This window comes from Acinetobacter pecorum, from assembly GCF_014837015.1.
GTDB classification, from domain to species: Bacteria; Pseudomonadota; Gammaproteobacteria; order Pseudomonadales; family Moraxellaceae; genus Acinetobacter; species Acinetobacter pecorum.
Map to the genome: position 1 here is coordinate 63,184 of NZ_JACSPT010000014.1, position 23,193 is coordinate 86,376.

Consider the following 23,193-nt stretch of genomic DNA (forward strand, 5'->3'; position numbering starts at 1 on the left):
TGTGCCTGACTTTTTTTATTTATCTTAATTATTAAAACTTTTTAAAGCCTTTGTTGACGCCATATGGACGACGCGGCGCATTTTCATCACGCTCTTCACGACGACCAAAGCCCTGACCCGGACGGTTTTCACGACGAACGAACTGAGTGCCATTCTGGTTTTCACTTCTGTCACGACGACCATAAGCATTGTCATCACGACGCTCACGGCCAGTGTTGTTTTGTGGTTGCTCATCACTGTCACGACGTTGCTGACGCAAGAAACCGCCACGGCGTGCAGCCATCGGCTTGTCCTGCATACGTTCATTACGGCGTTTTGCCATACCAAACAAGCCAGTACCTTGACGTGGTTTCAATTCCACTGATTTGGTCAGGTTGTCGATATCATTTTTATCCAGTTCAATCCAGCGACCGGTACGCAGTTCGCGTGGCAAAATCACGCTACCATAACGGGTACGCAGTAGACGGCTGACTTTCAGGCCTTGTGATTCAAAGATACGACGAACTTCACGGTTACGCCCTTCTTTTACCACCACCTGATACCAGCGGTTGATCCCGTCACCGCCAAGTTCAGAGAAAGATTCAAATTTCGCAGGACCATCATCCAGCACTACGCCTTTCAACATGTTATTTTTTAGTTGTGGTGTTACTTCGCCCATGACACGAACCGCATATTCACGTTCGATTTCATTCGATGGGTGCATCAGACGATTCGCAAGTTCGCCATCATTGGTAAACAGTAGCAGACCGGTCGAGTTAATATCCAGACGACCCACCATTACCCAGCGATCGCCCGGAATAGCAGGCAGTTGTTCAAACACAGTCGGACGGTTTTCAGGATCGCTACGTGAGCAGATTTCGCCTTCAGGTTTGTAATAAATAATGACACGACGACGGATTTCGTCTTCAATCTGGAACGCAACTTTACGACCATCGATGCGAAGCTCATCACCTGGTTCGATTCGTTCACCCACTTGGGCAATTTGCCCATTGACACTTACACGACCTGCGGCAATGACTTCTTCCATATAACGGCGAGAACCCAAACCAACGCGTGCAAGCACCTTTTGCAACTTTTCACTCATGACAGCATAACCTTAGAAATAATTATCAACAGTTCACCTATTTATGACTTCGGTGCATTTGCATCGAGGGCCATAAAAGCTTCCTTGGCATCCTGCAGGGGAGGCAATTGGCCCAAACTATTCAGGCCAAACGCATTTAAAAATTGTGGCGTTGTCATTAACAACGCAGGTCTTCCAGGGAGTTCACGAAATCCGGACTCTTTAATCCAGTTCCAGTCAAACAGCGTACGCAGGTTTTGACTGTTATTCGTAACACCACGAATCTGTTCAATATCCGCTCGAGTCACAGGCTGATGATAAGCAATCACTGCAAGCGTCTCCAGTAAGGAAGGCGACAAGCGAGCCGGTCGTTCAGGCCAGGTCTGTGCAATAATATTACGATATTTTGCACGTACTTGAAAACGATAACCTTGTGCTGTTTCCACCAGTTCAATTGAGCGGCCATGCATCAGCATGGAAAGCTGTTGTAAATACTGACGTAATTCCTGTTTGCTATAACGATCCTGAAAAGCTTCTTTCAGACGAGCCAATGAAACCGCAGTGTCGCTGGCAAAAATAATTGCCTCAAGCTGCATCAGGACTTCATGCAGATTATCTTCTGCAGATAACAGCATATTCTGATTGGGTGTCATTGGTTGGCTCCTTGAATCGCGAGCGGGGCTTCAATACCTGTAGCAATAATCTGAATTTTTTGTTGCCGGGTTAGTTCCAGCACTGCCATAAAGGTGACCACCATACCCATACGGCCTTGGCTCGGTTTTAACAAGTCCTTAAAGCTGAGTACTGCGCCAGTTTCAATACAACTTTCAATATAGGCAATCCGTTCTTCCAGCAGTACCGGTTCCTGTTGTACCTGATGAATCACCGGTTCAGGACGGTTAAATATACAAAGCAAGGCATCACGCAGTAAATCGCTTGAATAGCCCTCATTCGGCTGCTGGATGTCTCCCAGAGTGACATTGGCGGTAAAGGTGTCACGTTCCAGAATCGGCATCTGGCCCAGACGTTCTGCTGCCTGTTTAATTCTTAAATAATTTTCTAAACGGTCAATCAGTTCTTGTTTTGGATCTTGTTCAATTGCAGCCAGACTTTTCGGTTTAGGTAATAGCAAGCGTGATTTCAGATCTGCCAGTAATGCGGCCATCACCATATAGTCTGCTGTCAGTTCGATATTCAGGGATTTCATTGCGTCCATGTAAGACAAGTACTGGGCTGCAATCGGTGCAATATCGACCTGTAACAGGTCAAAACCGTTTTTTTGAATCAGGTAAATTAAAAAGTCGAGCGGGCCTTCAAAATGTTCTAATAAAATTTCAAATGCTGCTGGAGGAATATACAGATCCTCCGGGATTGTCTCCTGCCATTCATCCAGAACCCGAATGTGCGGAGCAGATTCCCTAATGTTATGGATAATTTGAGTCATTACAATTATAGGCCACGCGAATTTTCAAAGGCATGCAAAGGCTTGATTTTCGGTATCTGATCGAAACAAAAGCACAGGATTTAGCAGTGGCATTGTACTGGAAAAGTAACTTTAAATAAATTAAATAAACACTCAAAGCAATAAAAACTTAAAAAAATAATGGAATTTAACTGCTCTTTAAAAAAAGCCCAGAGCAAAAGACCGAGTATGGTAGAAAATATACGATGATCTTCATGTTAATACGAGTTTAAAAATTAAGAGACCGAAGGGTAAACATCGGTTGATGCATGCAAAAAGCTGGATAAAGGCTGTCCTTCTTACTGAAAAGAGAAAGTGATTTAGTGGATAGGCGCTGAATGAATTTTAAACGGATTTTCCATTAAGAAACATGAAATTAATAAATATTAATAAAATGCACTTCTATAATTTTTGGTCAAAAACTTCGCTATACTGCTGAAAAAATAGTCGAAGCTCACAAAAAATATTAAAAAGGTGAAGAAAGTATGCCTCTTATTTTGCTTGTTATTGCAATGATCGCATTCGGGGGATTTTGGGCTTATCCCAAATATCAGATTATGCAGCTTGAAGATGAAGCACGCACAGGACTGAAATCAGGGGGATTCTCGGCTTTTGCCGAACAGGCCCGGCCTGTCATGCAGGCCATGAAAATGGATTTTAGCATCCTTGACCAATATCCTCAGATCCGTTTTTATATGCGGCATATGGCCTATGAAGGGGACCAGCTGGACGAAAGGGTTAAGCTGGATATGCAAGCCATGTCTTGTGAGTCAATCAATTCCTTTAAAGTCATGGAACCCAAGGCACGTACAGCAATGCTAAACGTACTGGAGGAAGATCAGATCGTTTTTCATGTGTATCTGAAAAATAAACTGGGCGAGGAACTCATGCACCATGAACAGAAGCTATCGCAATGCCCAAATTTCATTGCAGTTCGTCATTATGAACGTAGTTCAGACTCCTAAACTGTTTTTGGCAACCACCACATATCTGTCGAATTGAAAAGAATAAAACTGCAACCTCTCACCATATGCTGTTTTAGATTTTTATGGTGAGGAATGACTATATTCCTTGGCGGCAAACTCAATGAGACGCTGACAAGTCTCTGCCAGGCATACGTTCTGGCTTGAATAGATCTGCAACAACTGTCTCAATAGAGTCAACGTCAGGAAAATTGGTACTCAGTATGATCAATATTTACAGCGGGATGTGGAGAAGAATGTGCTTCGACCATGACTGCCTTGGATTGTAGAAGCCAAGGCATTTCTGCATAGATTAAATCCTGTGCAGAAAATTCATGCTGATTCAGAAGCAAATAAAATAGATCCATGCATTCGAACTCTCTCAATACTGAAGGACAATTTTCGCATTCTTCATTTAACGACTATTCAAATGCACTCACATCACCGACACCCCGACGGATCACTTCTGGATGATCACCGGATAAATCTACAATAGAAGTTGTGCTCAGCGTGCCTAAGCCGCTATCTATAAAAACATCAATGCGTTTACCCAACTGCATCTCAATATCATAAGGATCATCAAGTGGATCGGTCTGTCCCGGTAAAATCAGGGTAGAGGTCAACAGCGGCTCACCCAGTTCTTTGAGCAGCATCTGGCATACCGGATTATTCGGAATGCGCAGACCAATGGTTTTCTTTTTGGGATGCATCAACCGACGCGGGACTTCACTGGTCGCAGGTAAAATAAAGGTCGTGACTGCCGGTGTATTATTTTTCAGCAAACGGTACATGGCATTGTCCACTTTGGCATAGGTGGCAATATCGGACAAATCACAGCACAGAATCGCATATTGATGCTTTGGACCCAGACCACGAATCTGCGCAATCCGTTCCATGGCACTCTTGTTCCCGATCTGGCAACCAATCGCATAGGCCGCATCAGTGGGATAGACCACAACATCACCCGCACGGATACGTTCCACTGCCTGACTGATTAAGCGGGGTTGTGGATTATCTGGGTGTACGCGTAAATGCAGCATAGAGACTACTCCAAGCTTGGACTGATGGCTTATTATGTGGCGCTTGAGTCATGTCTGACAATCATTAAAAAGGTAGATTTGTGTAATTTAATCAAGCATTTCACGTATAAATTCATCAGATTGTAAACTTTTACCACCTCTGGTACAGGCACAGATACATTGGATAAAGCGCATTGCATCACGTGGAAGCTTGGCCGTGCCGTTGAAATAAGCCTGCACCTGGGCGTAGACATTGTCTTTAAAGCCCTTGCCATCCCCACCGTCGCCAGTCAGATTATCCAAAGATACCCGGAACTTACGGCCAAAAGCCTGGGCAAACATCCATTCAATCGCCTGTGGCTTGACTTCGACCTGTTCAAATAACGCCTGCTGTTCCTGGGTACGCCCATCTGGCGCATACCAGTAGCCCAGATCTGGCAACAGGCGGCGTTTGTCTCCGGCAATGGTCCAGTGACTGATTTCATGCAAGGCACTATTAAAGAAACCGTGTGCAAACTGGATCCGGGCAGGAGCATCCTGAGTTGCCGGGAAATATTCTGGTTCAAAATCGCCGCGGACTAAAGTGACATTTAGGTGGGAAAACCAGTGATTAAAGTGTAAGATGAGCCAATCAACCTGCTGCACTTCTGATAATAAATTCGCCCACGGTAAGCGTTGCACTTGCTGTAGTGAGCTGTCAGAATCGGAGGTTGAAAGTGTGCTAACGAGTGATGAAATATTCACTTCTGTTTGCGGCTGCAACAGATGCATGACTGAAATTACCCAATTGGTCTGTCTAAAAATAAGTACAAAATTGTATCTTAATCTTTGACAGAGTTCTGATGAATTTGTAGAATTGCCGCCTTAATTATGTCAGCAAATACCTTTCCGGCACAGATTGAGCCGTTTAAATGGGCTGAACAAGGCTTTACATGGTCAGGTACCCTGCCATTGTCTCGCTTTGTTCGTATCGCTCGTGAAGCTGTTGGATCAATTGATGATCAATTGATTAACATAGACTGTAAGCTATCAATGGATGCCTATCATCGCATTGCATGGCTAGATGGTCATGTTGAAACGAAAGTTCCAATGGAATGCCAGCGTTGTCTGGACACCGTTGAAATTGAACTCGTTTCAGATTTTCATCTGGCTCTTGTAGATGATGAGTCACTGATAGAGCGCTTGGATGAGGATGCTGATTTCATCGTCCTAGGTGAAAGTGAAGCAACGACGAAAGGTTCATATGATGCACCTGCCACCGCTGATTTACTCGCACTGATAGAAGATGAATTGTTATTGTTGATGCCGCTGTCTCCTAAGCATGATGCTTGCGAACATAAGCATCAACCTGCCGTAGAAGAAGTTGTTGAAGAAAAACGGGATAATCCGTTTGAAGTTTTGGCAGCTCTGAAGGGTAAACTTAACTAATTTTTGTGTTATACTCATATGTATAAGACAATCGAATTTGTTCTGATCCATTTTTTCGATATTTGTAAGGAGCCATCATGGCCGTTCAGCAAAACCGTAAAAGTCGCTCTCGCCGTGACATGCGCCGTTCACATGACGCTTTAACTGAGAATGCATTAACTGTAGACCAAGCTACTGGTGAAACTCATCGTCGTCACCACGTATCTAAAGATGGTATCTACCGTGGTCGTCAATTATTCGCTAAAGCATCTGCTGAATAATTGATGATGTATTAAGCGTTAAAGCTTAGTAGAAAAAATGGGAGCGTTAAGCTCCCTTTTTTTATGGCTGATTTTTTATGTCTAAGTTTTGCATGCTTAATATTGAAGTTGCGGTTTTTGTTGTATTTGGCAATTACCCAAGCCGAAATTACGTGCTAAATTGCGCTCCACAATGGGTAGGGTGATCTGATTGGCCAATTCTTTGGCTTGCTTAAAAGATTCGCACCTCTTGAATGAAAGGATTTTATTTATGTCTGCTAAACAACTCGAACAAGCAGCTCAAGCAACTAAAACTGCATTTGTATTCCCAGGTCAGGGTTCACAAAAAGTCGGCATGCTCGCTGAACTTGCAGAACAGTTTAGTGGTATCCGCGATACATTTGCCGAGGCATCTGCAGCGGTAGGCTTTGATCTGTGGCAGATCGCCCAAAGTGGTGAAGGTCTGAATCAAACTGAATTTACTCAACCTGTACTCTTAACTGCATCAATTGCCTTATGGCGTGTATGGTTGGAGTTAGGCGGGGTGGCACCAAAATACATGGCTGGTCATTCACTGGGTGAATACAGCGCACTGGTTGCATCCGGTGCTTTAAGCCTGGGTGATGCAGTTAAGCTGGTGAACCTGCGTGGTAAGCTGATGCAAACTGCTGTACCTCAAGGTGTCGGTGCAATGGCAGCCATTCTAGGTTTGGATGACGCCAAAGTGATTGAGCTTTGTGCACAAGCAACTGCAGCAAGCGAAGGTTCTGTCGAAGCAGCAAACTATAATGCACAAGGCCAAGTTGTAGTTGCAGGGGATAAAGAACGTGTAGAAGCTGTTATGGCACTGGCTAAAGAAAATGGCGGTAAAGCCATTGCGCTGCCTGTTTCAGTTCCTTCGCACTGTTCACTAATGAAACCTGCTGCCGAGCAGTTCGCGCCAGCTTTGGAACAAACGGCCATTGAGATGCCCCGTATACCTGTATTACAAAATGTAGGCGCGCAAGCGGCGGCTGATGTGACTGAACTTCGTCAGGCCTTAACGGCGCAGCTATATGAGTCGGTACAGTGGACCAAAACACTACAATTCCTTCAAGATGAAGGAATTGAGTATATTGTAGAATGCGGTCCAGGTAATGTACTGGCGAATATGGCAAAACGTTTACCAAATATTGAAAAAGCACTTCCACTGGATACCAAATCTCGTCTGGAAGATGCGCTTAACACCGTACTAGTGGCAGAAGGGAAAATTGCATGACACAGGAACGTAAAGTTGCCTTGGTAACAGGTGCGAGTCGCGGCATTGGGGCTGCAATTGCGCAACAACTCATTCAGGACGGTTATTTTGTCGTAGGTACTGCGACTTCTGAAGCTGGTGCAGAAAAATTAACTGCACATTTTGCTGAAAATGGTGCCGGTAAAGTTTTAGATGTGCGTGATGGTGCTGCGATTGATGCACTGGTGAGTGATATCGAGCAAAACTATGGTCCGGTACTGGTATTGGTGAATAATGCCGGGATTACCAAAGATAACCTGTTACTGCGCATGTCAGAAGATGACTGGGATGATATTTTAAATATTCACCTGAAGGCCGTTTACCGTTTATCTAAACGTGTACTGAAGGGCATGACCAAGGCGCGTTTCGGCCGCATTATCAATATCAGTTCTGTGGTGGCACACTTTGCCAACCCGGGGCAGGCCAACTATTCTGCTGCCAAAGCAGGTATTGAAGCATTTAGCCGCAGCCTGGCCAAAGAAATGGGCAGTCGTCAGATTACGGTAAACTCGGTGGCACCAGGATTTATTGCGACTGAAATGACTGAGCAGTTAAGTGAAGATATTCGTAAAAAGATGACTGAACAGGTGGCTTTAAACCGGTTGGGTAATCCGCAGGATATCGCCAATGCCGTAAGTTTCTTGGCTTCGGATAAAGCTAGTTACATTACTGGTACAGTTATTCATGTAAATGGGGGCTTATACATGAGCTAAGCTCAAGTATAAACTTTCCAAATTTTTTAGATTCAATTAAACTAACGGCATTAAAAACGCCACAAGCAATGAGGAGAATTCCTGTGAGCGATATCGAACAACGCGTTAAGCAAGCGGTTGCAGAACAACTTGGTATCAAAATCGAAGAGATTAAAAACGAAGCATCTTTCATGGATGACTTGGGTGCTGACTCTCTAGACTTGGTTGAACTGGTAATGTCTTTCGAAAATGACTTCGACATCACGATTCCTGATGAAGATTCTAACGAAATCACAACTGTTCAATCTGCGATCGACTATGTTACTAAAAAACTTGGTTAATTGCTGATTTTCAGCTTTGCTGAACCTAAAGACCACCGTAAGGTGGTTTTTTTGTGTCCGCTTTCACATGCATAAAGGTTTTACAATCCATTACCTTTATGTCACCAATGACTAACTATCCTTAGACTCTTTTCATTATAAAAATAGGAGTGATGTGACATTAACAACAAGAACGGAGTTCACCATGGGTCTTTTTGATTTCGTAAAAGGTATCGGTAAGAAAAATACGGCTGCTGCAGAACCACAGCAAACTCCGGCAGCGACACCGCAGGCACCTAAAGCCGCACCTGCAGAGCCTTCTGCCCAGGAAATGGCAAATAAGCTATTGGGCCATGTCAAAAGTTTAGGCTTGCCGATTACAGGTTTGTCGATTAGCTATAACTCGACCTCTGATCTGGCCACCGTGCGCGGACAGGTAAAAAGTCAGGCCGATCGTGAAAAGATTATTCTGGCAGTCGGAAATATTGATCATGTCGCCAAAGTAGATGATCAGCTAACCGTGACTAATCCAGAACCTGAAAGTAAATTCTATACAGTCAAATCTGGCGATACTTTATCTAAAATCTCAAAAGAGTTTTATGGGGATGCCAATCAGTATAATAAGATCTTTGAGGCTAATCGTCCCTTGCTTAAAAATGCGGATGATATTTTTCCCGGACAGGTACTGCGTATTCCTGCTTAAGGATTAATAAAATCAATGAATTTTCGAACATAAAGCCCCTTCCGGGGCTTTAACGTTTTTGCAGGCAGATTAATAAAGTTAAGGTATTAAATCCCTAGGTCCAGATATAAACTTTCTTTGACTTCTTCCATGACGACATAACTGTGCGAGGAAGCAGAAGCGGGCAGTTTTTTCAGTAAATCCCCCAGTAAACGGCGATAAGCACTCATTTCCTTTAAACGCGCTTTGACCAGATAATCAAAATCACCAGAAATTAAATGACATTCCAGGACTTCTGGAATTTCTGTCAGATTACGAGCCACCTGATCAAATACATCACCTGATTTGGCTGAGAGTTTGATTTCCAAAAATACCAGCAAACTACGCTCCAGCATTTCCGGATTTAAACGGGCGTAATAACCCATGATAATACCTTCACGCTCCAGCCGTTTTACCCGTTCTGAACAGGGTGTGGTTGAAAGATTGACACGTGCTGCCAGCTCGCTAATGGCAATCCGGCCATCGCGTTGCAGGATGTCTAGAATCATGCGATCAATGCGGTCTAATTTGCGCATTAATATTTCCCTCTTTTTTTTAATTCTGCCCGAAAAAATATTTATTCCACTGAATTTATACACTGAATATAGTGAATTTAACTATTAAAGCAAAAATATACTAGTGAAATAACCTGGAAAAATGTTTGAGGATTAAGGTAATGCGCGTATTGGTTTTAGGTAGTGGTGTGATTGGTGTGGCAAGCGCTTACTATCTGGCGCAGCAGGGAGCAACTGTAACTGTGCTGGATCGTCAGGCGGGTCCGGCTCAGGAAACCAGCTTTGGCAATGCTGGACAGATTTCTCCGGGCTACTCGACTCCTTGGGCGGCACCAGGTATTCCTTTTAAGGCGGTCAAATGGATGTTCCAGCATCATGCTCCGTTGGCGATTAATGTCGATGGCAGCCTGTGGCAATTGCAGTGGATGGCACAAATGCTGAAAAACTGTAATGCCCAGCATTATGCAGTCAATAAAGAACGGATGGTGCGTGTGGCTGAATATAGCCGTGACTGTTTACGCAATTTGCGTCGTGATATTGGCATCTCTTATGAAAACCGTGCGAAAGGCACTTTGCAGATTTTCCGTAAAGATGCGCAGCTGGATGCGGTGCAGCGCGATATCGAGGTTCTAAAAGAAACTGGTGTGGAGTTTGAGTTGCTGGATCGTGATGGACTGGCGCGTGTAGAACCGGCATTGGCACAGGCAAAAGACAAACTGGTGGGTGGTCTGCATTTACCCAATGACGAAACGGGCGACTGCTATCTGTTTACCAATGCCTTGGCAGAACATGCCAAAGGGATGGGTGTAGAGTTCAAGTTTAATCAAAACGTTGAAAAACTGATTGTAGAAGGCGACCAGATCAAAGGAGTTCTGGTGAATGGTCAGGTGCTTACAGCAGATAAATATGTGCTGGCTTTTGGTAGTTATTCACGTAATTTCCTCAAACCACTTGAACTGAATTTACCGGTCTATCCAGTGAAAGGTTATTCATTGACGATTCCTATTGTAGATCCAGCCTTCGCTCCACAATCTACCGTGCTGGATGAAACCTATAAAATTGCAATCACCCGTTTCGACCAGCGCATCCGCGTAGGGGGAATGGCTGAACTGAGCGGTTTTAACTTGGGTCTGAATGAAGACCGTCGCGGCACGCTGGAAATGGTGACCCGTGATTTATTCCCGGGGGGCGATATGAATCAGGCCAGCTTCTGGACAGGCCTGCGGCCAATGACCCCGGACAGTACGCCAATTATTGGAAAAACTCGTTTTAAAAACCTGTTCCTGAATACCGGACATGGCACGTTAGGCTGGACCATGGCGTGTGGTTCGGGCAAGTTAATCAGCGATCTGGTCTTGGCTCGTGATCCTGAAATCAGTACCGAAGGTCTTTCATTGTCGCGTTATCAGCAGGCGGCCTAAGATCATCTGAGGCACAGTATTCAAGGAGGAGTTTTATGCCACGTCCTATTACTGCGATCATTCATCAGCAGGCGCTTAGGCATAATTTAAGCGTTTCACACCAATGTATGCCTGACAGCCAGGTATTTGCCGTGGTCAAGGCCAATGCCTATGGACACGGGATTGAGCGCGTTTATACGGCACTTCAGGATGCAGATGGATTTGCCTTTCTGGATATCGGGGAGGGCACGCGGCTACGTGCGCTTGGGTGCAAGAAGCCGCTGCTGTTGCTTGAAGGTATTTTCGCTTTTGAGGATTTATTTGAATGTGCGAAGCATGAAATGAGCTTTGCCATTCATTCCCTGCATCAAGTGCAATGGTTGAAACAGTTTGCTGCAATAGCACCAGATGTACAGTTTGATGTGTATTTAAAAATGAACAGTGGCATGAACCGGCTGGGTTTTGAGCCACAGCAATATGCAGAAATCTGGCAGGAGCTGCATCAGCTGAATACTGTCCGTTCAATCACGCATATGACCCATTTCTCCGATGCGGATGGCGAGCGTTTTGGATTGGATGGAATTGAACATCAACATTTTATTTTTAATAAAACGATTCAGGGACTTGCGGGTAAAACCTCGCTGAGTAACAGTGCGGCCATTTTGCGGCATCATCAAACCCTTCATTGCGATATTGTGCGTAGCGGCATCATGCTGTATGGCAGTTCCCCGGATTATCCTGCACATAGTATTCAAGACTGGAATTTACGTCCTACGATGAGCCTGCGCAGTGAGATTATCGCCATTCAGACAGTACAGGCAGGCGATAGTATTGGCTATGGCTCCAAATTTATTGCCACGCAACAGATGCGGATCGGAGTGGTGGCCTGTGGCTATGCCGATGGCTATCAGCGGCTATCGGCGACCGGTACGCCTGTGCTGGTGGATTCAGTTAAAACACATACATTGGGCCGGATCAGTATGGATATGCTCGCTGTGGATGTCACTGCACTGCCGCAGGCGGATGTAGGCAGTGAAGTGGTACTTTGGGGGCAATCTTCCGAAGGTGTGCTTTTGCCAATTGATGAGGTGGCGGCCAGTTCTGGCACGATCGGCTATGAGCTCATGTGTGCGGTAACCGCCCGGGTTAATTTTCAGATTGATGCTTAAATTTTTAATCTAATTTTTTATTTCATATCCCAAACAAGGAAGATCAACATGACACAGGACAATACAGCTATTCAGCGGCTCAAGAGCAATGGAATTATGAGTGCTGTAACGATTCATCATCAAACCGTGTATTTATCGGGTCAAATACCCGACAGCAGCGATCTGGACATACGCAAACAGACACTGGAAGTGTTCGCCAAGATTGAGGAGTTGCTGGCACTGGCAAATACTGATAAAAGCCGTCTGCTTTCTGCACAGCTATTCGTGAAAAATCTGGACGATTTTCAAACCGTGAATCAGCTTTGGGTGGAATGGCTGCAAGGTCATGGCACGCCCGCACGCGCTACGATTCAGGCGGATCTGGTGAACCCTGACTGGCTGATTGAAATTGCAGTGATAGCAGCATTACCTTGATTTAAAGAATATTTTTACATCTCCCTATTTTGATTTTATAAGGACATCAGACTTGATCATTTAGTTATTTAAATGAAACTGCATCTGCAATCAGGATTTCAGGAAGATATCCGATTAGATGAGCGAAAGTCTGAGCTAAGAAAAGGAACCGATTATGAATACCGCCTCCTCTAAGGATGACGCAGCGTCTGCTCCCCATGAATTGCAGCGTAAGCTCTCTAACCGGCATTTGCAGTTAATCGCCATTGGTGGCGCCATTGGTACAGGCCTGTTTATGGGCTCCGGTAAAACCATTGCATTAGCAGGACCGTCAATCTTATTTATCTATATGATTATTGGTGCAATGTTCTTTTTTCTGATGCGTGCATTAGGCGAAATTTTGCTGTCCAATCTGCACTATAAATCTTTTATTGATATGGCGCATGACCTGATTGGCCCGGGTGCGGGCTATTATATTGGCTGGTCCTATTGGCTAGGCTGGATTCTGGTGGGTATTGCGGATCTGGCGGCAATTATCAATTATCTGAATTTCTGGTTGCCACCGGATATGACCTTTACCCCATTGGGGCAGGCGATGATCAGTGCTGGCTGTGTATTGCTGGTACTTGGAATTAACCTGCTGACCGTCAAACTGTTCGGTGAAATTGAGTTCTGGTTTGCCCTGATTAAAATTCTGGCCATTCTGGGCCTGATTGCAATTGGCGGATATATGATTTTCAGCAATTTCCAGACGCCAGATGGATCTGCTGCCAGTCTTAGTAATGTCTGGGCTTATGATGGCATGTTTCCTAAAGGAACTATGGGCTTTCTCGCAGGCTTTCAGATTGCGATGTTTGCCTTCGTAGGGGTAGAGCTGCTCGGTACCATGGCGGCTGAAACCAAGGATCCTGAAAAGAACCTGCCAAAAGCAGTGAATGCGATTCCGACCCGAATTATCCTGTTCTATGTGCTGTCTCTGCTGGTGATTATGTCTGTAACACCATGGGTGGAAATTCCCGCAGATCAAAGTCCTTTCGTGACACTTTTCCTGCATGCAGGGATTCCGGTTTCGGCCATTATCATGAATCTGGTGGTGCTGTCTTCTGTGATGTCATCAATGAATAGCGGAGTATTCTCGACCAGCCGGATGCTCTTTGGCTTGGCTCGTGATTCTCAGGCACCCCAGGCGCTAGCTGAACTTTCGAGTCGTGCGGTTCCAGCCAAAGGCTTGCTGTTTTCCTGTGCCTTTATCATGGCAGGCGCAGCTTTTCAGTATTTCGTACCCAACACCATGGAAGCTTTTACGCTGGCAAGTTCGCTGTGTGTGATCCTGTTTATCAGTATTTGGGGGCTGATTATGGTGTGCTATATCCGTTACCGTAAACAGCAGCCTGAAAAGCATGCAGCTTCTACCTTCAAAATGCCAGGTGGTATTTGGATGTCATATCTTGTACTGATCTTTTTGTTCTTTGCATTGGTTATTTTGAGTCTGGAAGCAGATACCATGAAAGCATTGATGATTAGTCCACTCTGGTTGATTATTCTGTTTGCCACCTACCATATGTTGTATAAACCAAGGATGAAGAAGCGCATCCAGTCTTTAGATATACGGTAACTATGAGTTCAAATAATTAAAAAGAGAGGGGAAGAAACCCCTCTCTTTTTTATGAGGGTCTATTTAAATGGTGATTGAAATTTGAGTTAACCATGAATCATGGATAAAAAATAATTTGAAAAATGAATGCCTGTTTCAGCGGATGCTGAATCTCATAATAAAGGTCTTTTTACAATGACCTGCCTACAATAGAAGCTTATCTCTTAACACTAGAAAAACAGTCTAACAGCCAAAATTTTGCAATGATTAGCTAATCTCTTCAAAGGACATAGTCCAGAGACTCGAGTAGCTGATGAAGTGCTGCTAAAAAATAAGCATAATCTGGCGCTTGGAGTGAAATCCATAAGAGGTAGAGTTATCTGGAATTATATAATTGTTTAATAAAACTAAAAAAATAGAAGATGTAGGAGTAGATATGAATATCTATGTTGAGCATAAAAATGATGGTCTAAGAGAGATCTTGGAAAAATTATTGGATGAAGCTGGCATTCAGGTTAATGGTGACAAGCCTTATGACATACAGGTACATAATGATGATTTTTATAACCGTATCTTACAGCAAGGTTCATTAGGTCTAGGTGAAAGCTATATGGATGGCTGGTGGGACTGTGATCGGCTGGATATTTTATTCTATAAAATTTTACGTGCCAAGTTAGATAAAAAAATACCCTATAATTTAAAAGATATTATTAGAATTGCAATTTCTCGAATTCAAAATTTACAGACTCAAAAAAGAGCCTGGCAGGTGGGTGAAGAACATTATGATCTTGGTAATGATCTTTTTAATCATATGCTTGATCCATATATGCAATATTCTTGTGCCTACTGGAAAAATGCCGATAACCTTTTTCAAGCCCAGCAACAAAAACTCGATTTGATCTGTCGCAAACTTGACTTGCAGCCAGGTATGCGATTGCTGGATATTGGCTGCGGATGGGGCGGGTTAGCCGAATATGCGGCCAAAAATTATCAAGTTTCTGTAGTAGGTATTACCATTTCTAAAGAACAACAAAAACTAGCCGTTGAGCGATGTAAAGGACTTGATGTTGAAATCTTGCTTATGGATTATCGTAACTTAAATGAGAGATTCGATCGTATTGCATCTATAGGCATGTTTGAGCATGTAGGATTGAAAAATTACGATACCTATTTTCAAGTCGTACAACGTAATTTAAATGCAGATGGATTGTTTTTATTGCATACCATTGGTTCTAATACCATAAGGAAGGGAGCTGATCCATGGATAACGAAATATATCTTCCCGAATGGTTATATACCCTCAATTGAAAAAATTGCTCATTTTAGTAGTGGCAAATTTATTATGGAAGATTGGCATAATTTTGGTACCGATTATGACTTAACACTTCGGGCCTGGTCGGAAAGATTCCTTCAAGCGTGGCCAGAAATTGAAGCCAATTATAGTGCTCGCTTTAAAAGAATGTTTAATTATTATTTAAATGCCTGTGCTGGTGCATTTCGAGCACGAGAATTACAATTATGGCAAATCGTATTCAGTCCAAATGGTTTAGAAGGGGAAGTTCGAATTGCACGTTAGAGTATGAGATTAACCGTGATTTACGGATTGGAATTTTTCTTTAAAGTCATCTGGAAGGTTTCTGCTTTTTTACGCTGCTTAAGATTAATTTAAAGTGATTTTTAGGCATTCTCTCCGTATTTCTCAGTTAGAAAAGTAGGATTTATTAGATGCTTGCTTGGGGCTTATAGGAAATTCGGCTTAAGCAGGATTTTGAAGTATTGAATAAAAAAAGATTTAAAAAAAACCTCCAATAGGAGGTTTTTTTTTAAATTGAATACATTAAAACTGCGGTTTCACCACAACCAGAATGACCACGGCAAATAAGATCAGGGTAGGCATCTCATTAAAATAACGCCAGAACTTGTGCGACTTGTAATGTGCATTATCAATCAGCTTCTTGCGGTAATAACCACATACCAGATGGTAAATCACCAGTAAACCGACCAGACCTACTTTCAGATAAAACCATAAAGCTTCATGGTAATGCTGCGTTGCATCCCCCCAATCCACCAGAAAGTGCGCCGTAATCAGAGTGGCCAGCATGGCCGGCCACATGATGCCACGATACAACTTACGTTCCATGACTTCAAAGCGTTGATGACTCACGGCATCTTCACTCATGGCATGGTAGACATACAGCCGTGGCAAGTAGAACAAAGCTGCGAACCAGCATACCACCGCAATAATATGTAATGCTTTTACCCACAAGAAAGCATCAGAAGGAGCATCCATCAAGTCACCCTAAATTGGGCGGCTTAGCCTTCCCATTTTTTGAAAATGAGACAAGCATTTACGCCGCCGAAACCGAAACTGTTACTCATTACAGTATTCAATTTTGCGTCACGTTTTTCAAGCACGATATCAAACGGTTTCGCGCCTTCATCTAGCTCAGTTACATTGATATTTGGCGCAATAAAGTCATTTTGCATCATTAGAACCGAATAAATCGCTTCCTGAACACCAGCAGCACCAAGACTGTGACCCGTCATTGACTTGGTTGAGCTGAGTGGAGGAACCTGACCTTCACCGAAAGCACGTTCCATCGCTTTAAGTTCTGTAATGTCACCCGCTGGAGTAGAAGTACCATGTGTATTCACATAGTCAATTTTATCGACACCGTGTTGTTTTGCTTCTTCTAAAGCCATCAGTACGCAACGCGTTGCACCTTCACCACTTGGTGCAACCATGTCGGCACCATCCGAATTAGCTGCATAGCCTACGACTTCGGCAAGAATATTGGCACCACGCGCTTGCGCATGTTCCAAAGACTCGAGCACCACGAAACCACCACCACCGGCAATCACGAAACCGTCACGGTCTGCAGAATAAGGGCGTGAGGCTGTTTCCGGGTTATCATTGTATTTAGAGCAAAGTGCGCCCATGGCATCAAACAACAAGCTTTGTGACCAGTGATCTTCTTCACCGCCACCTGCCAGCATTAAATCTTGTTTGCCGAGTTGAATCAGATTATAGGCATAACCAATCGCATCCGCAGAGGTTGCACATGCGCTGGTAATGGTATGTGCTACACCTTGCAGTTTAAAAGCGACACCGACGTTAGCCGTAATGGTGTTGGTCATATTACGTGGTACAAAGAAAGGACCAACTTTACGCGCACCTTTGGTTTGCAATAATTCGTTCATTTCAATAACGGAAGCAGTTGAACCCCCACCTGAACCACCCGCGATACCATAGCGTGGGTTGCCAGCTAGGTCTTCAGCCTTTAAACCTGCATGTTCAACCGCAGCCAACGCTGAGTTATATGCATACATCGCACATACACCCATAAAGCGTTTTAGTTTGCGGTCGATCCCGTCGAAATCCTGCTCGGCTGCAGCACTGACATGACTTTTGAAATTGAGTTCAGCATAAGTCGGATTAAAACGTGTTCCTGAAATCCCGTTTTGTAAAGAATGGTTTACATCCTCTAATGTATTACCAATACACGAGTTAATACCCATGCCAGTGATGACAACACGTTTCATCTACAGATCCTTATAGTTTGCTCTATGCTCAACGGCAGATATAGGGGCTTTTAAATCGCCCAATCCAGCGCTCAGCCTTAATTTCATGATGGGGAACATGATAGCAGAAAGACTTTTGAAATCTTATGGCAAATGTTATGCCGTGTGACAGTCGGTTGACTTTGTGAGTCGGCGTGTACGGGTTTTACTAAATGAAACAGAATAAAGTTGAGATAAATGCTGACTACACCTAGTATTTATACCAAATACAAGCACATGAATGCTGAGGTAAAAAATGGTAAATGCTAATAATAAACAATCTAATGGTCTGATTTCGAATGCCTTTGGAGTGGCGAAAAAGTTCAGTTCAACTGGATTGGATTTATTGAATCATGTTGCACCGGATTCAGTGACTAAAGCACTGAAGCCTTCAGGCTCTGATCAGGTGATTGACGGTTCAGCGAAGGTGAAAAGTGTTTTTTCCTCAAAAAAATATGACAATCCTCAGCAAATGCTCCGTGAGCATCTTCCCAATGTATCCCGTCAACTTCTTGGGAACCGTTTTAATACCGTAAATAATGTTGCGCACTTTGTTGCGCCAGACCTGACCGAAAAAGTATCGAATTATTTTTATGAGCGTCTCAATCAATTCAGTAATCAAACCAGTTCGGTCGATGCCATTCTTGATGAAGCTGGCGTAAAAGATTTAGAGGAACTCACTCAGGATGTTGATCGTTCCAAACGGATTTCTCAAGCTTTGGGGGAGCAAAATAAATGGATTGCAACTGTACAGGGGGCGGTCAGTGGTGCTTCAGGGGTGATTGGTACCGCGATCGATATTCCGGCTTCTTTACTTATGGCATTACGTACCATCTATCAAGTTGGTCGTTCTTATGGTTTTGACTTGAGTAAAGAAGAAGACCAGGAAATCGTCCAGCATATCTTTAAACAGATCGACCTCGGTCTGATTGCAGAAAAGCAAACTTTGTTGTTGGGTTTAAAAGCGTTAAGCAATACCCTTAAAAGCCATGATATTTCCCAGTTACAGGCGATGCTAGGTTCTGGTAACGATATCAGTGTTATCAAGCAATGGCTCAGTCGTCATGAGGGAGAAACGAAATGGCAATGGCTGAATCATCTGCCGAAAAGTTCGATACTGGAGCAGTTAACCAGGCTGACTCCTCTAGCAAGTGCAGGTATTGGTGCTGTATATAGTCATCGCTTCGTTGAGGACGTGAATCAGAAAGCTCAGGAAGCATTTTCCCATGCCCGTCAATATCTGATTCAGCACCAGGATTCACAACTTTCACCTTATGCTGCCTATAAGAAAGCAGTCAGTTTGTTGCAACAGGCGAGTCCCAAGCTGCTAGAAAGTACTTCTCCATCGGTTGAAGCTCCAAAAGATAAGCCAATCATGGATAAAGAGATTCCACTTGAGGGTAATAGCACGATCAGTCAGGTTAAACTGGTCAAAAAAGAGCAGAATGATTTAAGCGCTCAAGATGCTGAAGTGAAGAAAGATGAAAAAGTCAGTGAAGGGCTGGAAGCGCTCAGCGAGGAATTGGTTGAACCTGCCGCAGACAAGCAGTCACAGCAACCGGCTTTAACTAAAACTTCATTTAATCCGGAAATTGAAGCTGAACTGCATCCAGATGCAGCTGCCGAGACAGAATCTGCTGCAGAAACTCCAGAGCTTGAGGCAGACAATCAGGAAAAATCCGACCCTCAATCTGAAGTCCAAAATGTTACAAAAAAAGCCGGAAAAAATTCGAAAAAATAACCGGATTTTAATCAAGCTATAAAAGCAAGCAATGTCGTGAGAATCGGCATTTGCTTAACTTGATTAGGTTGACCAATTTTGCATCTTGACTTACAATTGCATGCCCTCAAAAAGTAGTAGTTTTTTGGGGCTTTTTATTAACGGGAGAATTGCCACATGGCAACAACAAATCAGTTGATCCGCAAGGGTCGTACGACTTTAGTTGAAAAATCTAAAGTTCCTGCGTTGAAGGCTTGTCCACAGCGTCGTGGTGTTTGTACACGTGTTTACACAACTACACCTAAAAAACCTAACTCAGCAATGCGTAAAGTTTGCCGTGTTCGCTTAACTTCAGGTTTCGAAGTTTCTAGCTACATCGGTGGTGAAGGTCATAACCTTCAAGAGCACAGTGTTGTTCTTATCCGTGGTGGTCGTGTTAAAGATTTACCAGGTGTACGTTACCATACCGTTCGTGGTTCTTTAGACTGTGCTGGTGTTAAAGATCGTAACCAAGCTCGTTCTAAATACGGTACTAAACGTCCTAAGAAATAATCTTTCAAGATCAACTTCTTAGTTCGCTAGAACTGCAATCCTTTATCGTCTCGCTTGTCTGATTTCTGCATTTAATTTTGTGAAATTCAAGCGACGTGTAGTAAGGCCAGCGAAAGCACATGACACTTTGTGCTACTGCTGGATAAACCTGAAGTGTCATATTTATAGGTAGTTTTAAAATGCCAAGACGTCGCGTAGTCGCTGCTCGTGAAATCCTTCCGGATCCTAAGTTCAGCAGCCAAACAATCGCTAAATTCATGAACCACGTAATGCAAGATGGTAAAAAATCTATTGCTGAAAGTATCGTTTACGGTGCTTTAGACCGCGTTCAAGAAAAATCTAAAGTAGACCCGGTTGAATTCTTTGAAGCTACGCTTGAAAAAGTTCGTCCTATGGTCGAAGTTAAAGCACGCCGTGTTGGTGGTGCTACATACCAAGTTCCTATGGAAGTGCGCCCATCCCGTCGTACTGCCCTAGCGATGCGTTGGTTAGTAGATGCTGCTGCTAAGCGTTCTGAAAAAACTATGGCTTTACGTCTTGCTGGCGAGTTGCTTGATGCATCTGAAGGTAAAGGCGCAGCGGTTAAAAAACGTGAAGATGTGCACCGTATGGCTGAAGCCAACAAAGCATTCTCTCACTACCGTTTCTAAGCAAATAAAACAGGCCCTTATCAGGACAGTGATGGTTTGGGTTTTGCCCAGACTGTCATCAAAACGCTTTAAGTTGCTAGCAGCTTAAAGCGTCCTGTTTTAAACAACAAAATTTAGGAATGCAAGAGATCATGGCTCGTCAAACCCCAATTTCTCGTTACCGTAACATTGGTATCTCGGCTCACATTGATGCTGGTAAAACCACAACTTCAGAACGTATTTTGTTCTACACAGGTGTATCTCACAAACTTGGTGAAGTACATGATGGTGCAGCAACAATGGACTGGATGGAACAAGAGCAAGAACGTGGTATTACAATCACTTCAGCTGCTACAACTTGTTTCTGGTCTGGTATGGCTAAACAGTTCCCAGAACACCGTATCAACGTAATTGATACCCCGGGACACGTAGACTTCACAATCGAAGTTGAACGTTCTATGCGTGTTCTTGATGGTGCATGTATGGTTTACTGTGCTGTAGGTGGTGTTCAACCTCAGTCAGAAACTGTATGGCGTCAAGCAAACAAATACCAAGTGCCTCGTTTAGCATTCGTGAACAAGATGGACCGTACTGGTGCAAACTTCTTCCGTGTTGTTGAACAAATGAAAACACGTCTTGGTGCACACCCTGTACCAGTGGTTATTCCAGTTGGTGCAGAAGAAAACTTCCAGGGTGTTGTTGACCTAATCGAAATGAAAGCGATTATCTGGGATGAAGCATCTCAAGGTATGAAGTTCGAATATGGCGACATCCCTGCTGACCTTGTTGATACGGCTAATGAATGGCGTACTAACATGGTTGAGGCTGCGGCTGAAGCATCTGAAGAGTTAATGGACGAATACTTAAACAATGGTGACTTGTCGAAAGAACAAATCATTGCTGGTCTTCGTGCTCAAACCTTGGCTTGTGAAATTCAACCAATGCTTTGTGGTTCGGCGTTCAAGAACAAAGGTGTTCAACGTATGTTGGATGCTGTGATTGACTTCCTGCCATCACCGACTGAAGTTAAAGCGATCGAGGGTATCCTTGATGACAAAGCTGAAACTAAAGCGACTCGTGAAGCATCTGACGAAGCACCGTTCTCTGCGTTAGCGTTCAAAATCATGAACGACAAATTCGTAGGTAACTTAACCTTCGTACGTGTTTATTCTGGTGTTCTTAAACAAGGCGACCCAGTATATAACCCAGTGAAATCTAAGCGTGAGCGTATCGGCCGTATCGTGCAAATGCACGCGAACGAACGTCAAGACGTTGACGAAATCCGTGCGGGTGATATCGCAGCATGTGTAGGTCTTAAAGACGTAACTACTGGTGATACACTTTGTGATGAGAAAAACATCATTACACTTGAGCGTATGGAATTCCCTGAGCCAGTAATTTCTTTAGCTGTAGAGCCTAAGACTAAAGCTGACCAAGAGAAAATGTCTATCGCACTTGGTCGTTTGGCTAAAGAAGATCCATCGTTCCGTGTACGCACTGACGAAGAATCTGGTCAAACAATCATCGCGGGTATGGGTGAGCTTCACCTTGATATCCTTGTTGACCGTATGAAACGTGAATTTAACGTTGAAGCGAACATTGGTAAACCAATGGTTGCTTACCGCGAGACAATCAAAAAGACTGTTGAGCAAGAAGGTAAATTCGTACGTCAAACTGGTGGTAAAGGTAAATTCGGTCACGTATATGTTCGTTTAGAACCTATGGACGTTGAAGAAGCTGGTAAAGACTACGAGTTTGCTGAAGAAGTTGTAGGTGGTGTTGTACCTAAAGAATTCTTCGGTGCGGTTGATAAAGGTATTCAAGAACGCATGAAGAATGGTGTATTGGCTGGTTACCCTGTTGTGGGTATCAAAGCGACACTATTTGATGGTTCTTACCATGATGTCGACTCTGACGAATTATCGTTCAAAATGGCGGGTTCTTATGCCTTCCGTGATGGTTTCATGAAAGCGGATCCTATCCTTCTTGAACCAATCATGAAAGTTGAAGTAGAAACTCCAGAAGACTACATGGGCGATATCATGGGTGACTTAAACCGTCGTCGTGGTATGGTTCAGGGTATGGACGATTTACCTGGTGGTACTAAAGCAATCCGTGCTGAAGTTCCATTGGCTGAGATGTTTGGTTACGCAACTCAAATGCGTTCTATGTCTCAAGGTCGTGCGACTTACTCTATGGAATTTGCTAAATATGCTGAAACTCCACGTAACGTGGCTGAAGGCATTATTTCTAAATTCCAGTCTGGCGGTAAAAAAGGTGACGACGAGTAATCTTTCGATTACTATAAGCCCAAACTAATTCATAGTTAAAACCAAGCGCTCATGCAGTGATCCTGCATGAGCAGTTCAAAAAGGAAGATCTCATGGCTAAGGCTAAGTTCGAACGTAATAAGCCACACGTTAACGTGGGCACAATTGGTCACGTTGACCATGGTAAAACAACTTTAACAGCTGCGAT

At 43.7% G+C, this 23,193-nt stretch carries 25 protein-coding genes and 1 pseudogene; 17 read left to right on the forward strand and 9 right to left on the reverse strand.

Annotated elements, in window-relative coordinates; translation table 11 throughout:
• Window positions 1-31: 31 nt before the first annotated feature.
• Genes rluB through H9629_RS11165 form a run of 3 tightly spaced genes read right to left on the reverse strand, consistent with a single transcriptional unit; the run spans window position 32 to window position 2,507 of the window.
• Entirely contained in the window at window positions 32-1,084 is a 1,053-nt protein-coding gene (gene rluB, locus H9629_RS11155; protein ID WP_081408793.1) for a 23S rRNA pseudouridine(2605) synthase RluB, read from the reverse strand.
• Between the two features lie 41 nt (window positions 1,085-1,125).
• Window positions 1,126-1,716 carry an SMC-Scp complex subunit ScpB gene (gene scpB / locus H9629_RS11160; protein ID WP_064096997.1) on the reverse strand — a complete coding sequence of 197 codons (591 nt, stop codon included), beginning with the start codon at window positions 1,714-1,716 and terminating at the stop codon, window positions 1,126-1,128.
• Complete coding sequence (locus H9629_RS11165; protein ID WP_064101799.1) at window positions 1,713-2,507, reverse strand: segregation and condensation protein A; 795 nt, start codon at window positions 2,505-2,507, stop codon at window positions 1,713-1,715. The genes scpB and H9629_RS11165 overlap by 4 nt, the downstream gene beginning before the upstream one ends.
• 503 nt (window positions 2,508-3,010) lie before the next feature.
• Here H9629_RS11165 and H9629_RS11170 point away from each other — a divergent pair.
• Window positions 3,011-3,490 (forward strand): hypothetical protein, encoded by a 480-nt coding sequence (locus H9629_RS11170; protein WP_191731097.1) that lies wholly within the window; start codon window positions 3,011-3,013, stop codon window positions 3,488-3,490.
• Window positions 3,491-3,571: 81 nt separating this feature from the next.
• Here the strand turns inward: H9629_RS11170 and H9629_RS15540 are convergent.
• The 3 genes and pseudogenes from H9629_RS15540 to H9629_RS11185 all read right to left on the reverse strand — a co-directional run bounded on the left by H9629_RS15540 (window position 3,572) and on the right by H9629_RS11185 (window position 5,277).
• A pseudogene (locus H9629_RS15540) lies at window positions 3,572-3,855 on the reverse strand (hypothetical protein).
• A gap of 54 nt (window positions 3,856-3,909) precedes the next feature.
• Window positions 3,910-4,527, reverse strand: coding sequence for an L-threonylcarbamoyladenylate synthase (locus H9629_RS11180; protein ID WP_064096993.1), 618 nt, complete (start codon window positions 4,525-4,527; stop codon window positions 3,910-3,912).
• Between the two features lie 87 nt (window positions 4,528-4,614).
• On the reverse strand, window positions 4,615-5,277 hold the full coding sequence (locus H9629_RS11185) for an elongation factor P hydroxylase (RefSeq protein WP_064101796.1): 663 nt from the start codon (window positions 5,275-5,277) through the stop codon (window positions 4,615-4,617).
• 99 nt (window positions 5,278-5,376) lie between these two features.
• Between H9629_RS11185 and H9629_RS11190 the strand changes: the two genes are divergently transcribed.
• The 6 genes from H9629_RS11190 to lysM all read left to right on the forward strand — a co-directional run bounded on the left by H9629_RS11190 (window position 5,377) and on the right by lysM (window position 9,164).
• Window positions 5,377-5,934 (forward strand): YceD family protein, encoded by a 558-nt coding sequence (locus tag H9629_RS11190; RefSeq protein ID WP_191731098.1) that lies wholly within the window; start codon window positions 5,377-5,379, stop codon window positions 5,932-5,934.
• A 77-nt stretch (window positions 5,935-6,011) separates the two neighbouring features.
• Window positions 6,012-6,194, forward strand: a complete 183-nt coding sequence (gene rpmF, locus H9629_RS11195; RefSeq protein ID WP_004279227.1) for a 50S ribosomal protein L32 — start codon at window positions 6,012-6,014, stop codon at window positions 6,192-6,194.
• A 250-nt stretch (window positions 6,195-6,444) separates the two neighbouring features.
• A complete protein-coding gene (fabD, locus tag H9629_RS11200; RefSeq protein ID WP_064101794.1) occupies window positions 6,445-7,431 on the forward strand; it encodes an ACP S-malonyltransferase in 987 nt (328 codons plus the stop codon).
• Window positions 7,428-8,162: a 3-oxoacyl-ACP reductase FabG gene (gene fabG / locus H9629_RS11205; RefSeq protein ID WP_064101793.1), complete on the forward strand. Its 735-nt coding sequence runs from the start codon at window positions 7,428-7,430 to the stop codon at window positions 8,160-8,162. The genes fabD and fabG overlap by 4 nt, the downstream gene beginning before the upstream one ends.
• Before the next feature lie 83 nt (window positions 8,163-8,245).
• A complete protein-coding gene (gene acpP, locus H9629_RS11210) occupies window positions 8,246-8,482 on the forward strand; it encodes an acyl carrier protein (RefSeq protein ID WP_064096988.1) in 237 nt (78 codons plus the stop codon).
• Window positions 8,483-8,666: 184 nt separating this feature from the next.
• A complete protein-coding gene (gene lysM, locus H9629_RS11215; RefSeq protein ID WP_064101792.1) occupies window positions 8,667-9,164 on the forward strand; it encodes a peptidoglycan-binding protein LysM in 498 nt (165 codons plus the stop codon).
• Between the two features lie 86 nt (window positions 9,165-9,250).
• Here lysM and H9629_RS11220 read toward each other — a convergent pair whose 3' ends face one another.
• Complete coding sequence (locus tag H9629_RS11220; RefSeq protein WP_004279232.1) at window positions 9,251-9,718, reverse strand: Lrp/AsnC ligand binding domain-containing protein; 468 nt, start codon at window positions 9,716-9,718, stop codon at window positions 9,251-9,253.
• Window positions 9,719-9,858: 140 nt separating this feature from the next.
• Between H9629_RS11220 and H9629_RS11225 the strand changes: the two genes are divergently transcribed.
• From H9629_RS11225 to cfa, 5 genes are all read left to right on the forward strand, one after another.
• Window positions 9,859-11,118, forward strand: a complete 1,260-nt coding sequence (locus H9629_RS11225; protein ID WP_064101791.1) for a D-amino acid dehydrogenase — start codon at window positions 9,859-9,861, stop codon at window positions 11,116-11,118.
• A 35-nt stretch (window positions 11,119-11,153) separates the two neighbouring features.
• Window positions 11,154-12,266: an alanine racemase gene (gene alr / locus H9629_RS11230; RefSeq protein ID WP_191731099.1), complete on the forward strand. Its 1,113-nt coding sequence runs from the start codon at window positions 11,154-11,156 to the stop codon at window positions 12,264-12,266.
• Window positions 12,267-12,314: 48 nt separating this feature from the next.
• Window positions 12,315-12,680, forward strand: coding sequence for a RidA family protein (locus tag H9629_RS11235; RefSeq protein ID WP_064096984.1), 366 nt, complete (start codon window positions 12,315-12,317; stop codon window positions 12,678-12,680).
• 154 nt (window positions 12,681-12,834) lie between these two features.
• Window positions 12,835-14,274 (forward strand): amino acid permease, encoded by a 1,440-nt coding sequence (locus H9629_RS11240; protein ID WP_064096983.1) that lies wholly within the window; start codon window positions 12,835-12,837, stop codon window positions 14,272-14,274.
• 415 nt (window positions 14,275-14,689) lie between these two features.
• On the forward strand, window positions 14,690-15,829 hold the full coding sequence (gene cfa / locus H9629_RS11245; protein WP_064101789.1) for a cyclopropane fatty acyl phospholipid synthase: 1,140 nt from the start codon (window positions 14,690-14,692) through the stop codon (window positions 15,827-15,829).
• A 261-nt stretch (window positions 15,830-16,090) separates the two neighbouring features.
• On the opposite strand, the gene H9629_RS11250 is transcribed toward cfa, so the two are convergent.
• Together H9629_RS11250 and H9629_RS11255 are read right to left on the reverse strand one after the other, a co-directional pair.
• Window positions 16,091-16,543 (reverse strand): CopD family protein, encoded by a 453-nt coding sequence (locus tag H9629_RS11250; protein WP_064096981.1) that lies wholly within the window; start codon window positions 16,541-16,543, stop codon window positions 16,091-16,093.
• A gap of 23 nt (window positions 16,544-16,566) precedes the next feature.
• Window positions 16,567-17,796: a beta-ketoacyl synthase N-terminal-like domain-containing protein gene (locus H9629_RS11255; RefSeq protein WP_064101788.1), complete on the reverse strand. Its 1,230-nt coding sequence runs from the start codon at window positions 17,794-17,796 to the stop codon at window positions 16,567-16,569.
• 274 nt (window positions 17,797-18,070) lie between these two features.
• On the opposite strand from H9629_RS11255, the gene H9629_RS11260 reads away from it, so the two are divergent.
• The 5 genes from H9629_RS11260 to H9629_RS11280 all read left to right on the forward strand — a co-directional run.
• A complete protein-coding gene (locus H9629_RS11260) occupies window positions 18,071-19,555 on the forward strand; it encodes an EcsC family protein (RefSeq protein WP_064101787.1) in 1,485 nt (494 codons plus the stop codon).
• Between the two features lie 156 nt (window positions 19,556-19,711).
• Window positions 19,712-20,086: a 30S ribosomal protein S12 gene (rpsL, locus tag H9629_RS11265; RefSeq protein WP_004783283.1), complete on the forward strand. Its 375-nt coding sequence runs from the start codon at window positions 19,712-19,714 to the stop codon at window positions 20,084-20,086.
• Between the two features lie 179 nt (window positions 20,087-20,265).
• Complete coding sequence (gene rpsG / locus H9629_RS11270) at window positions 20,266-20,736, forward strand: 30S ribosomal protein S7 (RefSeq protein WP_064096978.1); 471 nt, start codon at window positions 20,266-20,268, stop codon at window positions 20,734-20,736.
• 131 nt (window positions 20,737-20,867) lie between these two features.
• Window positions 20,868-23,006 carry an elongation factor G gene (fusA, locus tag H9629_RS11275; protein WP_064096977.1) on the forward strand — a complete coding sequence of 713 codons (2,139 nt, stop codon included), beginning with the start codon at window positions 20,868-20,870 and terminating at the stop codon, window positions 23,004-23,006.
• Between the two features lie 92 nt (window positions 23,007-23,098).
• A partial coding sequence (locus tag H9629_RS11280) for a GTP-binding protein (RefSeq protein WP_017397055.1) occupies window positions 23,099-23,193 on the forward strand: 95 nt, incomplete at its 3' end.

Excerpts from the sequence above, each read along its gene's own strand:
- fusA (WP_064096977.1), top strand. The coding sequence starts at position 20,868 with ATGGCTCGTCAAACCCCAATTTCTCGTTACCGTAACATTGGTATCTCG.
- scpB (WP_064096997.1), bottom strand. The coding sequence starts at position 1,716 with ATGACACCCAATCAGAATATGCTGTTATCTGCAGAAGATAATCTGCAT.
- H9629_RS11220 (WP_004279232.1), bottom strand. The coding sequence starts at position 9,718 with ATGCGCAAATTAGACCGCATTGATCGCATGATTCTAGACATCCTGCAA.
- H9629_RS11190 (WP_191731098.1), top strand. The coding sequence starts at position 5,377 with ATGTCAGCAAATACCTTTCCGGCACAGATTGAGCCGTTTAAATGGGCT.
- H9629_RS11235 (WP_064096984.1), top strand. The coding sequence starts at position 12,315 with ATGACACAGGACAATACAGCTATTCAGCGGCTCAAGAGCAATGGAATT.
- H9629_RS11185 (WP_064101796.1), bottom strand. The coding sequence starts at position 5,277 with ATGCATCTGTTGCAGCCGCAAACAGAAGTGAATATTTCATCACTCGTT.
- H9629_RS11165 (WP_064101799.1), bottom strand. The coding sequence starts at position 2,507 with ATGACTCAAATTATCCATAACATTAGGGAATCTGCTCCGCACATTCGG.
- H9629_RS11240 (WP_064096983.1), top strand. The coding sequence starts at position 12,835 with ATGAATACCGCCTCCTCTAAGGATGACGCAGCGTCTGCTCCCCATGAA.
- rpsL (WP_004783283.1), top strand. The coding sequence starts at position 19,712 with ATGGCAACAACAAATCAGTTGATCCGCAAGGGTCGTACGACTTTAGTT.
- rpsG (WP_064096978.1), top strand. The coding sequence starts at position 20,266 with ATGCCAAGACGTCGCGTAGTCGCTGCTCGTGAAATCCTTCCGGATCCT.
- cfa (WP_064101789.1), top strand. The coding sequence starts at position 14,690 with ATGAATATCTATGTTGAGCATAAAAATGATGGTCTAAGAGAGATCTTG.
- alr (WP_191731099.1), top strand. The coding sequence starts at position 11,154 with ATGCCACGTCCTATTACTGCGATCATTCATCAGCAGGCGCTTAGGCAT.
- H9629_RS11250 (WP_064096981.1), bottom strand. The coding sequence starts at position 16,543 with ATGGATGCTCCTTCTGATGCTTTCTTGTGGGTAAAAGCATTACATATT.
- H9629_RS11260 (WP_064101787.1), top strand. The coding sequence starts at position 18,071 with ATGGTAAATGCTAATAATAAACAATCTAATGGTCTGATTTCGAATGCC.
- lysM (WP_064101792.1), top strand. The coding sequence starts at position 8,667 with ATGGGTCTTTTTGATTTCGTAAAAGGTATCGGTAAGAAAAATACGGCT.
- rluB (WP_081408793.1), bottom strand. The coding sequence starts at position 1,084 with ATGAGTGAAAAGTTGCAAAAGGTGCTTGCACGCGTTGGTTTGGGTTCT.
- H9629_RS11255 (WP_064101788.1), bottom strand. The coding sequence starts at position 17,796 with ATGAAACGTGTTGTCATCACTGGCATGGGTATTAACTCGTGTATTGGT.
- H9629_RS11180 (WP_064096993.1), bottom strand. The coding sequence starts at position 4,527 with ATGCTGCATTTACGCGTACACCCAGATAATCCACAACCCCGCTTAATC.
- fabG (WP_064101793.1), top strand. The coding sequence starts at position 7,428 with ATGACACAGGAACGTAAAGTTGCCTTGGTAACAGGTGCGAGTCGCGGC.
- fabD (WP_064101794.1), top strand. The coding sequence starts at position 6,445 with ATGTCTGCTAAACAACTCGAACAAGCAGCTCAAGCAACTAAAACTGCA.
- rpmF (WP_004279227.1), top strand. The coding sequence starts at position 6,012 with ATGGCCGTTCAGCAAAACCGTAAAAGTCGCTCTCGCCGTGACATGCGC.
- H9629_RS11225 (WP_064101791.1), top strand. The coding sequence starts at position 9,859 with ATGCGCGTATTGGTTTTAGGTAGTGGTGTGATTGGTGTGGCAAGCGCT.
- H9629_RS11170 (WP_191731097.1), top strand. The coding sequence starts at position 3,011 with ATGCCTCTTATTTTGCTTGTTATTGCAATGATCGCATTCGGGGGATTT.